This is a genomic window from Cyanobium sp. BA20m-14 (assembly GCF_024346295.1).
The window spans coordinates 1-9,739 of the sequence record NZ_JAGQCR010000117.1 but is presented as its reverse complement, the minus strand read 5'-3'; the positions used below and the strand labels follow the sequence as shown (position 1 = coordinate 9,739).

Sequence of the window (9,739 nt, the reverse complement as noted above, 5' to 3'; positions counted from 1 at the left end):
GCACGCCATCTACCGCTGCGCCCCGCCGGGCCCGGCGGGGCACGCTGCGCCCAGACCCACTGCCCTGCCAAGGTAAACCGCCCAGGGTTTCTAGGTCAGCGGTCAGGCCCAGCACCTGGTTGAGGCTTTCGGCCTGATCGAGATAGGTGAGGCTCGCCTCCAACCAGGCCAGCCGCTGGTGGTGCAGCTCCAGCCGCGGGGTGATCGCCGTCACGGAGCGGCGGCGTTTGCGGGCGGTTTTGTAGAGCTTCTGGGCTGCGTCGATGCACTGGCGGCTGGGTTGGATCTGGCTGAGGAGGGCGTCGGCCTGATGCTGCAGGACGTCGGCCTCGGCAACTGCCGCGAGCAAGGCCTCCTGTTCCCGGGCCTGACGGGTTTCCTTGGCGGCGACAGTCTCGAGCCGGTGGCGCAGTTGCTGGCGCTGGTGCAGCAGGGCGCTGGCCTCCAGCTGCTCGCTGAAATAGGTGGCCAGGCCCCGGTTGATCCCCAGGGGCTCCTGCGGGCACGGTTTGCCCCAGCAGCGGTAGCCCTGCGGCTCGATTTGCCAGCAGAACTGCTCCTCTGCCACGGCGTCGAGCCACTGGCGCCAGAGCTGCCAAAGCTGCTGCCATTGGGCTGGGCTGAGCCCGCCCACCTCGAGCTCCCCCCAGCCCGGCGGCAGTAGCTGGCGCAGCAAGGCCGGGCTCATTCCCTGGTAGGCGTCCCGCAGGGCATGCTGCAGCGGCAGGGGCACCAGGCTCAGCCGTCTCTGCCAGCTCTGGAAGCTCTCCTCGAGCCGCGGGGGCTCGCCGGCCAGGGGCGGCGGGGGCTGGTATGGATCACCCGTGCCGATTGGCCGCAGGCGCGATTGCTTTGGTTTCACTTGGCGGGCCAGAGCCACCACCTGGCGCTCGCCATCCAGCAGCAGCAGGTTGCTGTGGCGCCCCATCAGTTCCACCACCAGCCAGCCCAGCACGGGCTCGCCAGGGCGCCGGGCGAAGCCAAGCTCCACCACCCGCTCCCAGCCCTGCTGGAGAATTTCCACCAGGGCCAGCCCCCGCAGCCCATGCTGCAGTTGCTGGGCCAGGGTGCTGCCATCGCCCTGGCGTGGCGGCGCCGGGATCGTGTGCAGACGGGCCGCTTCCGCCTGCCAGCTGAGCTCGAGCCAGTGGGGCCCGCTGAGGCTGCGCAGGCTGAGTTGCAGGGTGTGGGGGCTGGATTGTTGGGCCTTCTCGAAGCGGCTGGGCAGCAGCAGGGGCCGCCATTCAGCCAGTAGCGCCCGCAGGGTCGTCACGTCCACTGCCTGCAGGCGAGAGGGGGCCATGGGCAGGGCAGGGGCATCGAGGCTGGCTTCTACTCTGCAGGCCAGAGCTGATGTCTGCCATGAGCGCCCTGCCCGGTCGCCTCACCCTGATCACCGGCCCCAGTGGGGTTGGCAAGGGCACCCTGGTGAAGGGATTGTTGGAGCGGCACCCAGAGATCTGGCTCTCCATCTCGGCCACCACCCGGGCCCCCCGGGGCGGCGAGGTGGATGGCGAGCACTATTTTTTCCTGAGTAGGGATGCCTTTGAGCGGCAAGTGGCCGGGGCGGGCTTCCTGGAGTGGGCTGAATTTGCCGGCAACCTCTACGGCACCCCCCGTCAGCCGGTGGAGGCCCAACTTGCAGCTGGCCGGCCCGTGCTGCTGGAAATTGAGCTGGAGGGGGCCCGGCAGGTGCGCAGGAGCTTTGCCGCCGGATTCCAGATTTTCGTGGAGCCGCCTAGCTTCGAGGAGCTCGAACGCCGCATCCGGGGCCGCGGCAGTGACAGTGAGGACTCAATCGCTCGCCGCCTGGCGCGGGCCCGCATTGAACTGGCGGCGGCCCCGGAATTCGACGCCAGGCTGCTGAACGGCAACCTGGAAGAGGCCATTGCCCAGTTGGAGCAGCTGATGGGCTTGAACGGCTAGGGCGCTGTCTGAGCGGCTAGGGCGCGGTCAGAGCGGATGGAAGAGCAGGTCGGGGAAGAAGCGGTTGAACTCGATCAAGATGCCGGCCGTAATGGTGAACCAGACGGCGGCAAAAACCGGAGCGGTGGTGAGGAATTTTTTCATGGTCGAAATTCAGGACGGGACGGGTCGCAGTTAGAAGTTGCTCAGCGAGGCGAAACCGGTAAGAGGGGCGAAATCCGCTCAGCGAGGAGAAACCGTGACCTTGTCGTCGGATTCCAGCAGCTTGCCGCTGGTGAGTTCGCCAAAGGCTGCGAGGGGCCAGGTGGCGGCGGCCAGGGTGCTCTTGAAGGCCAGGGGCAGATCGATCTGGATCTCCTTCATGGTGGCGTCCTTGTCGCCCCGGATCGCCCGGAGGTAGTTGCGACCAGCCCAGCCGATGCAACCGGCTATGTAGAGGAAGGCAATGCCAGGGATCATGAAGTCGCCGGCGTGGCTCCAGCGACCGTCAACGATCAGGTGGGGCAGGCCATCGGCACCGCAAACGGCCTGGCTATACATGGCAAAACGGGCCTTGGCCTGGTCAGTTTTGGCTGTGGCTGCGCGCTGTTGAAAGCGGGCGCTTTCGGAGCAGGGGGTCAGGCCTGCCACGTCCGCGTGGGCCATGGGGGCAAAGCCCACCAACAGGAAGGCTGAGAGCAGGACTGCGAAGAGTCTGGGGGAGAGAAAACGGCGCATCAGACGCGGGGCCGCGGGGCAGGATGTCACCCACGGACAGTACGGGAGCTCCCCAGGTCAGATGCCCACGGTTCTTGCCCTCGAAACAAGTTGTGACGAGTCGGCGGCAGCGATTGTGCGCGACCGGACGCTGCTGGCCAGTGCCCTGGCTTCCCAGGTGGAAGAACATGCCCGCTGGGGGGGGGTGGTGCCCGAAATCGCCTCCCGTCGCCATGTGGAGGCCTTGCCCCAGCTGATCGCCCAGGTGTGCCTTGAAAGCGATGTCGCCCTGGCCGACCTCGACGGCATTGCCGCCACCGTTGCCCCCGGCCTGGTGGGGGCCCTGCTGGTGGCGTCGGTGACAGGTCGCACCCTGGCTCGCCTCTATGCCAAGCCCTTTGTGGCCGTGCACCATCTGGAGGGCCACCTCTGCTCGGTGCAGCTGGGGGAGCCACTGCCGCCCGGCCCCTACCTGGTGCTGCTGGTCAGTGGTGGCCACACCGAACTGCTGCGGGTCGATGGCCCCGGCCGCTATCTGCGCCTGGGCCGCAGCCATGACGATGCGGCCGGAGAGGCTTTTGACAAGGTGGCCCGGCTGCTGGGCCTGGCCTATCCGGGCGGTCCGGCGATCGAGGTCGCTGGCCGGGAGGGCGATCCCAGCCGCTTTGCCCTGCCCAAGGGCCGGGTGTCTCGCCCGGAGGGGGGCTACTACCCCTACGACTTCAGTTTCAGTGGCCTCAAGACGGCGATGTTGCGCCAGGTCCGGGCCCTGGAGCAGGCCAGGCCCGCTGAGCCCCTGCCCCTGGCCGATCTGGCGGCCAGCTTCGAGCAGGTGGTGGCGGAGGTATTGGTGGAGCGGAGTTGCCGCTGCGCCCGGGATCAGGGACTTGAAACCCTGGTGTTGGTTGGGGGAGTGGCAGCCAACAGGCGGCTGCGGGCCCTGCTGGAGCAGCGCTGCCGGCGGGATGGCCTGGCCTGGCGGGTGGCGCCGCTGGCCTACTGCACCGACAACGCAGCCATGATCGGCCTGGCGGCTGCCCAGCGGCTGGCGGCCGGTCAGACCAGCTCCCTGGAGCTGGGGGTCGGGGCCCGAATGCCGCTGGAGCAGGCAGATCGGCTCTATGAACACCCTGGATGCTTTTAATGCAATGCCCGTAGGCTGGTAATCCAGCGGATCGGTGCGGCGCCATGACCCCCCTCGACGGCGAGAGCGATCCCCTGGAGCGTCCTGCTCCCACGTCCCACTCCCCTGTTCAAATAGATGGCGAGCCCGTGCATGTCGCTGGCGAAGAGGTGCCGCCAACCGAGCTGAATGCCTGGCGCCGCGGTTTCACTCCCCAAGCTGAAATCTGGAATGGTCGCCTGGCGATGGTTGGGCTCTCGGTGGGTCTGTCAGTTCTGGTGGTGGCCCGGCTGGCCAGCCGCTGACTATCTATCCCTGCACATATATCCCCGCATATTCAGTAGCGACCACGCAGTGCCTGGGCCAGCTCGTTGGCTTTGGGACTCTCGGCAATGGCGTCCACGGGGTTGACCCGGCCCTGCTCCACCAGGATCTGGAGCGATTGGTTGGCGGTCTGCATCCCGTCAAAGCCGCTGCGGCCCATTATTTGCTCGATGGCGTCGAGTTCGCCGCGCTGGATGTAGTCCTTGCAGGCATCGGTGTTGATCAGGATGTCGTGGTAGGCGGCCCGTTTGCCGTCATTGGTTTTTACGAGTCCCTGGGCGATGACGCCCAGCAAGGTCTCCGATACGGCCCGACGCACGCTTTCCTGCTCGCTGGGCGGGTACATGCCCAGCATCCGTTCCACCGTCTTGATGGCGGAGTTGGTGTGGAGGGTGGCAAACAGCAGATGGCCGGTCTGGGAGGCCTCGATGGCGGTGGCCAGGGTTTCCCGGTCGCGAATCTCCCCGATCAGGATCACATCCGGATCCTCCCGCAGGGCTGCCCGCAGCGCTTTCGCAAACAGCTTGGTGTGCTGGCCCACCTCCCGCTGGCGAATCAGGGAGCGACGACTGACGTGCACGAATTCAACCGGATCCTCAATCGTGAGAATGTGCCGGCTCTGGTTGCTGTTGATCCAATCGACCATGGCCGCCATGGTGGTGCTCTTGCCAGAGCCGGTGGCTCCGCTCACTAGGACCATTCCCTTGGGCCTGCGGCAGAGCTCCTGTAGCACCGGCGGCAGGTTGAGATCTTCGAGGCTGGCGATCTTCTGGGGGACCAGCCGCAGCACCATCGCGGGCCCCCGCAACGAATCCATTAGGTTGATGCGCACCCTCACGAAGGGAAAGGCGTGGGAGCCGTCGTAGTCCTTATCGCGCTGGAAGCCATCGATGGCGGCGGGGCTGAGCATCTCCCGCATCCAGCCGTTGAAGCGGGCCGCATCGGTGCACGGCCAGCCGGTGCCGGCCATCTCCCCCCTGGCCCGGAAGCGGGGTTCCTCACCTACGCCGAGGTGCACATCGGAGAAGCCCTGCTCGTGGGCGATCCGCACGATGCCCTCCAGGTTGTCTGGCTGGCTGACGCTTTCGAAGCTGGGGCGGCTGGCGGCCGGCGGTGAGGGGGGCGCGGCCGGGAAGGGCGAGGGGGGAAAGGGGGATTGGCTCATGGGCCCAGCGGCGTTGCCCCAGCTTCGCGGCTGCGCTTCTGCCTGTCAGCCCCAGATCTCTTACCAGCGCCCTTCGTAGGATTAGCCCTTCGTAGGATCAGTAAGTCTGCAGAGCTTTGGTGTCTAAGCCCTTAGTCACGATCGTGCTGGGCACCCGTCCGGAAGCCATCAAGCTGGCACCGGTGATCCGGGCGTTCCAGCGGGCCGAGGATTTCCGCACCCGGGTGGTGCTCACCGGTCAGCACCGCGAAATGGTGAGCCAGGTGATGGCCCTGTTTGGCCTGACGGCCGACCACGACCTGGACCTGATGGTGCCCAAGCAGACCCTCACCCATATCACCTGCGGCGCCCTGCAGGGGCTGCAGCAGGAATTCGCCAGCCATCGTCCCGATCTGGTGCTGGTGCAGGGCGACACCACCACGGCCTTCGCCTCTGCCCTGGCGGCCTTCTATGAGCAGATCCCGGTGGGCCATGTGGAGGCCGGGCTGCGCACCGACAACCTGCTCGACCCCTTCCCCGAGGAGGCCAACCGCCGCCTGATCTCCCAGGTAACCCAGCTGCACTTTGCCCCCACCCCCCTCTCGGCGGCCAACTGCCGGGCTTCCGGCGTGGTGGGCACGGTGCTGATGACCGGCAATACGGTGATCGATGCCCTGCTGCTGATGGCCGAGCAGGCACCGCCTTACCAGTTGCCCGGCCTGGATTTCGAGCGGCAGCGGGTGATCCTGGCCACGGTGCACCGGCGCGAAAATTGGGGTGAGCGGCTGCAGGAGATTGGCCGCGGCTTCCGGGAGCTGCTGGACCGCTACCCGGACACCGCCCTGTTGCTGCCCCTGCACCGCAATCCCACCGTGCGCGAACCGCTGCAGGCCCTGCTGGGCGACCATCCGCGGGCCTTCCTGGTGGAGCCGCTCGACTACGACCAGCTGGTGGCAGCCATGCGCGGCGCCACCTTGGTGATGAGCGATTCGGGCGGTCTGCAGGAGGAGGCGCCATCGCTGGGCAAGCCGGTGCTGGTGCTGCGCCGCACCACCGAGCGGCCCGAGGCAGTGGAGGCGGGCACCGCCCGGCTGATTGGCACCGACAGCGGCGACATGGTGGCGGAGGCCAGTCGCCTGCTCGACAACCCCGAGGCCTATGAGGCCATGGCCCGGGCCCACAACCCCTTCGGCGATGGCCAGGCTTCGGGGCGGATTGTGGAGGCTGCCCGCAGCTTCCTGGTCTCAGCGCAACGGGCGACAAGCCCCTAGGGGCGCTTCTTGGCCCAGGGCGGCAGGTCGATGAACACCCGGGTGCCGCTTTTGAGCCCCGAGATGATCTGGGTGTCCTTGCCGCTGCTGATGCCCAGCTCCACCGGCTGGAAGGTGGGCTGGTTTTTCTTGCCCACCAGCAGGACCCCCGGGCGGCCCGATTCGGTCACGATCGCCACGGTGGGCACCAGGGTTTCGGCCCGCACCTGGCCGGTTCGGAAGCCGATGTCGGCGGTCATGCCGATCCGCAGCTCGGGCGGCTCACCCACCAGGCGCAGCACCACATCGAAGGAGGTGACGTTGTTGATCTTGACGGCCCTTGGTGTGATCCGCAGCACCTTGGCCTCGAAGCGCTGGTCTGGAAAGGCATCCACCCGCACCGTGGCGCTTTGGCCCATGTGCACCCTGCCGATGTCGCTCTCGGGCACCTTGGCAATCACTTCCAGGCCCTGGGAGAGTTCCACGATCGAGGAGCTGGTGGCGCCTGCGGTGGCTGAGGCGGTGGTGGTGGGGGTCACAAATGAACCGGGATCGGCGAAGCGCTGGCTGATCACGCCAGTAAAAGGAGCCCGCACCACCAGCTCGGCCAGCTCCACCCGGCGGGCTGCTAGCCGTTGGCCAGCGGCGCGCACGCCAGCTTGATCCACCAGAAAGGTGCTGCGCACACTGTTGTAGTCACTCAAGCTGATGGCGTTCTGGCGATAGAGCCGCTCGTTGCGCTCCAGTTCGCTGCGGCTGCGCACCAGTTCGGCCTGGGCTGAGTTCAACTGCGACTGGAGCTCCCCCAAGCGGTCGTCGAGGTCACCGCGATCCATGCGGGCCAGGGCCTGGCCGCGGCGCACCTGGTCGCCCTCCTCCACATAGAGATCTTCGATCACGCCCTGGCGTTTGGGGCTCACATTCACCCTTTTTTCAGCTGCCAGCTCGCCACTGACACTCACCACTCCCGGCAGGTTGCCGGAGGCGGCAAGCACGGTGAAAGAAGCCAGGCTGGCGCTGCTCGGGCCGCGCTGGCGCTGGATCACGGCGATGCCTGCCACCAGCACCACCGCCGCAGCGGCCGCTGCCCACAGGCGCCGTTGCTTTTGCCAGGGCCTGCTTGGGCCTGGGCCGGGCCCGGAGATTGGCTTTGGCGCTGCCGATGGGCTGGACACTGCCGGTGGCGGAGTGAGGGTGGGGATCAGCCTGGGGGCGGAGACGTCCATTTTCGCTGCTGGGAGCCCTCGCCTGCGGCCCGTAGATTTCAGCAATGCTCAAAGCCGGAATCGTCGGACTGCCCAACGTCGGTAAGTCGACCCTGTTCAACGCCCTGGTGGCCAATGCCCAGGCCGAAGCCGCCAACTATCCCTTCTGCACGATCGAGCCCAACTCGGGCATCGTTTCGGTGCCGGATCCCCGGCTCAACCAGTTGGCGGCCCTCAGCTCCAGCAAGGAGATCATCCCCACCAAGGTGGAGTTTGTGGATATCGCCGGCCTGGTCAAGGGGGCCAGCCAGGGGGAGGGGCTGGGCAACAAGTTTCTGGCCAATATCCGCGAGGTGGACGCGATCGTGCACGTAGTGCGCTGTTTCGAGAACGACGACGTGATCCATGTGAGTGGTTCGGTGGGCCCGGCCCGCGATGCCGAGGTGATCAATCTGGAGCTGGGCCTGGCCGACCTATCCCAGGTGGAGAAACGCCGCGAGCGGCTCAAGAAGCAGGCGCGCACCAGCAAGGAGGCCCAGGCCGAAGATGGGGTTCTTGAACGGGTGCAGGCCGAGCTGGAGGCCGGCGGTGCGGCCCGCAATGTGGCGCTCAGCGCCGAGGAGGCGCTGCTGCTCAAGCCCCTGGGGCTGCTTACCGCCAAGCCGATCATCTACGCCACCAACGTGAGCGAAGACGACCTGGCCGGCGGCAACGCCTACTGCCAGGAGCTGGCCGCCGTGGCCAAGCAGGAGGGGGCTGCCACCGTACGCATCAGCGCCCAGGTGGAGGCCGAGCTGATCGAGCTGCCCGAGGCGGACCGCGCCGAATTCCTGGCGGGCCTGGGGGTTGAGGAAGGCGGCCTGCAAAGCCTGATCCGGGCCACCTATGCCCTGCTCGGCCTGCGCACCTATTTCACTACCGGCGAAAAGGAAACCCGGGCCTGGACGATCCAGGCCGGTATGACCGCCCCCCAGGCCGCCGGCGTGATCCACACCGATTTCGAGCGGGGCTTCATCCGCGCCCAGACGATCGGCACCCAGCAGCTGCTGGAGGCGGGCTCCCTGCCCGCAGCCCGCAACAAGGGCTGGCTGCGGGCCGAGGGCAAGGACTACATCGTGGCGGAAGGGGATGTGATGGAGTTTCTGTTCAATGTGTAATGGGTGGAATTAGACTAGTACTTCCAGGTGAGATTAAGTCCGGCTACTGGTGTCTCGCTGGTTAGCAGCTGGCCGGCATCTTGCAGGCTCAGGCTGTTGGTTCCATAGAGGTCAACGCAAAGGCGCTGATTCGGGCAGGCCCGCAGCGCCAAGGTGTAGTTGCTTTCGGCGCCACCATATGCCGCAATATTGACCTCTGGTATCAAGCTAAATATTTTTGAAAATTGCCAGTTTGCACTCATGCCAACTCCAAATAAGTTTTCGCTGCCACTCAGGGCGACTTTGGAGTTGAGATTCACGCTGAAAACCTTGGATAGCTCGCGGATGTTGAGAAGTTCACCAAATAGGTAACCTGAGCGATCATCCGGGGCCAGGACCCGACCGAAGGAGAGGCGTAGGGCGGTGGATAGGTCATCGCCCCTGGGCTGGCTGAAAAATAAGGCAGTGCCTTCCATGCAGAACGCCTCGTTGATCCTGTCTGGCGGCCGGTGAGGCGCTCTTCTGCTCTGTGGTCCGCATCGCCATATCCAGCGGGAGGACTAAAATCCGAAACTCGCCACCGTCATCTTCATTTCAGGGCAGCTCCAGCCAGCTGCGCAGGGCTAGATCGAGTTCGGCCAGGGTTCCTGATTCCAGGATCCCAACCATGGCACCGACAGCGGCTGTGGGCACTGTGAACAGCTTCTCGGCCATTAGCTGTGAGGGTTTGCGCAGGCCATTGCTGCCACTGGGGTTCACGGGAATGCGCACCAGTGGTGCCTCCAGCAGGGTGCTGGTCAGCGGACAGAGCGTGACACTTGGATGACCTTGAAGCCAGCGATTGGCCTGCACCACGACGGCTGGTCTTGGCGTGCCTGAGTACACCCCAGAGGTGGCAACCGTCACGATCAGCCCCCGTTGTAGAGCCACCGTCA

12 protein-coding genes are annotated in these 9,739 nt (G+C 66.1%); 5 read left to right on the top strand and 7 right to left on the bottom strand.

The window, feature by feature from the left end:
* On the bottom strand, window positions 1-1,303 hold a 1,303-nt coding region (locus tag KBZ07_RS11525; RefSeq protein ID WP_254931749.1), incomplete at its 3' end, for an NFACT family protein.
* 59 nt (window positions 1,304-1,362) lie between these two features.
* Here KBZ07_RS11525 and gmk point away from each other — a divergent pair.
* On the top strand, window positions 1,363-1,926 hold the full coding sequence (gmk, locus tag KBZ07_RS11520) for a guanylate kinase (RefSeq protein WP_396124041.1): 564 nt from the start codon (window positions 1,363-1,365) through the stop codon (window positions 1,924-1,926).
* Window positions 1,927-1,953: 27 nt separating this feature from the next.
* Here gmk and psaJ read toward each other — a convergent pair whose 3' ends face one another.
* Entirely contained in the window at window positions 1,954-2,070 is a 117-nt protein-coding gene (psaJ, locus tag KBZ07_RS11515) for a photosystem I reaction center subunit IX (protein ID WP_197148426.1), read from the bottom strand.
* A gap of 78 nt (window positions 2,071-2,148) precedes the next feature.
* Complete coding sequence (locus tag KBZ07_RS11510) at window positions 2,149-2,643, bottom strand: Photosystem I reaction center subunit III (RefSeq protein ID WP_254931747.1); 495 nt, start codon at window positions 2,641-2,643, stop codon at window positions 2,149-2,151.
* 61 nt (window positions 2,644-2,704) lie between these two features.
* On the opposite strand from KBZ07_RS11510, the gene tsaD reads away from it, so the two are divergent.
* Together tsaD and KBZ07_RS11500 are read left to right on the top strand one after the other, a co-directional pair.
* Complete coding sequence (gene tsaD / locus KBZ07_RS11505) at window positions 2,705-3,766, top strand: tRNA (adenosine(37)-N6)-threonylcarbamoyltransferase complex transferase subunit TsaD (RefSeq protein WP_254931746.1); 1,062 nt, start codon at window positions 2,705-2,707, stop codon at window positions 3,764-3,766.
* A gap of 44 nt (window positions 3,767-3,810) precedes the next feature.
* Window positions 3,811-4,050 (top strand): high light inducible protein, encoded by a 240-nt coding sequence (locus KBZ07_RS11500; protein ID WP_396124040.1) that lies wholly within the window; start codon window positions 3,811-3,813, stop codon window positions 4,048-4,050.
* A gap of 32 nt (window positions 4,051-4,082) precedes the next feature.
* On the opposite strand, the gene KBZ07_RS11495 is transcribed toward KBZ07_RS11500, so the two are convergent.
* The gene (locus KBZ07_RS11495) at window positions 4,083-5,234 is read right to left on the bottom strand and encodes a type IV pilus twitching motility protein PilT (protein ID WP_254931745.1); all 1,152 of its coding nucleotides are present in this window, start codon (window positions 5,232-5,234) and stop codon (window positions 4,083-4,085) included.
* 119 nt (window positions 5,235-5,353) lie between these two features.
* On the opposite strand from KBZ07_RS11495, the gene wecB reads away from it, so the two are divergent.
* On the top strand, window positions 5,354-6,484 hold the full coding sequence (gene wecB, locus KBZ07_RS11490; RefSeq protein ID WP_396124039.1) for a non-hydrolyzing UDP-N-acetylglucosamine 2-epimerase: 1,131 nt from the start codon (window positions 5,354-5,356) through the stop codon (window positions 6,482-6,484).
* On the opposite strand, the gene KBZ07_RS11485 is transcribed toward wecB, so the two are convergent.
* Window positions 6,481-7,689, bottom strand: coding sequence for an efflux RND transporter periplasmic adaptor subunit (locus KBZ07_RS11485; protein WP_254931743.1), 1,209 nt, complete (start codon window positions 7,687-7,689; stop codon window positions 6,481-6,483). The two genes, wecB and KBZ07_RS11485, sit on opposite strands and share 4 nt — an antisense overlap.
* Before the next feature lie 44 nt (window positions 7,690-7,733).
* Between KBZ07_RS11485 and ychF the strand changes: the two genes are divergently transcribed.
* The gene (gene ychF / locus KBZ07_RS11480) at window positions 7,734-8,825 is read left to right on the top strand and encodes a redox-regulated ATPase YchF (RefSeq protein ID WP_254931742.1); all 1,092 of its coding nucleotides are present in this window, start codon (window positions 7,734-7,736) and stop codon (window positions 8,823-8,825) included.
* Window positions 8,826-8,839: 14 nt separating this feature from the next.
* On the opposite strand, the gene KBZ07_RS11475 is transcribed toward ychF, so the two are convergent.
* Both KBZ07_RS11475 and KBZ07_RS11470 read right to left on the bottom strand, forming a co-directional pair.
* Window positions 8,840-9,280, bottom strand: a complete 441-nt coding sequence (locus tag KBZ07_RS11475) for a hypothetical protein (RefSeq protein WP_254931741.1) — start codon at window positions 9,278-9,280, stop codon at window positions 8,840-8,842.
* A 118-nt stretch (window positions 9,281-9,398) separates the two neighbouring features.
* On the bottom strand, window positions 9,399-9,739 hold a 341-nt coding region (locus KBZ07_RS11470; RefSeq protein ID WP_254931740.1), incomplete at its 5' end, for a type II toxin-antitoxin system PemK/MazF family toxin.

What these genes read in the sequence shown, in the direction of transcription:
- KBZ07_RS11475 (WP_254931741.1), bottom strand. Translation starts at nt 9,280, where the DNA reads ATGGAAGGCACTGCCTTATTTTTCAGCCAGCCCAGGGGCGATGACCTA.
- KBZ07_RS11500 (WP_396124040.1), top strand. Translation starts at nt 3,811, where the DNA reads ATGACCCCCCTCGACGGCGAGAGCGATCCCCTGGAGCGTCCTGCTCCC.
- gmk (WP_396124041.1), top strand. Translation starts at nt 1,363, where the DNA reads ATGAGCGCCCTGCCCGGTCGCCTCACCCTGATCACCGGCCCCAGTGGG.
- KBZ07_RS11510 (WP_254931747.1), bottom strand. Translation starts at nt 2,643, where the DNA reads ATGCGCCGTTTTCTCTCCCCCAGACTCTTCGCAGTCCTGCTCTCAGCC.
- ychF (WP_254931742.1), top strand. Translation starts at nt 7,734, where the DNA reads ATGCTCAAAGCCGGAATCGTCGGACTGCCCAACGTCGGTAAGTCGACC.
- KBZ07_RS11495 (WP_254931745.1), bottom strand. Translation starts at nt 5,234, where the DNA reads ATGAGCCAATCCCCCTTTCCCCCCTCGCCCTTCCCGGCCGCGCCCCCC.
- tsaD (WP_254931746.1), top strand. Translation starts at nt 2,705, where the DNA reads ATGCCCACGGTTCTTGCCCTCGAAACAAGTTGTGACGAGTCGGCGGCA.
- KBZ07_RS11485 (WP_254931743.1), bottom strand. Translation starts at nt 7,689, where the DNA reads ATGGACGTCTCCGCCCCCAGGCTGATCCCCACCCTCACTCCGCCACCG.
- psaJ (WP_197148426.1), bottom strand. Translation starts at nt 2,070, where the DNA reads ATGAAAAAATTCCTCACCACCGCTCCGGTTTTTGCCGCCGTCTGGTTC.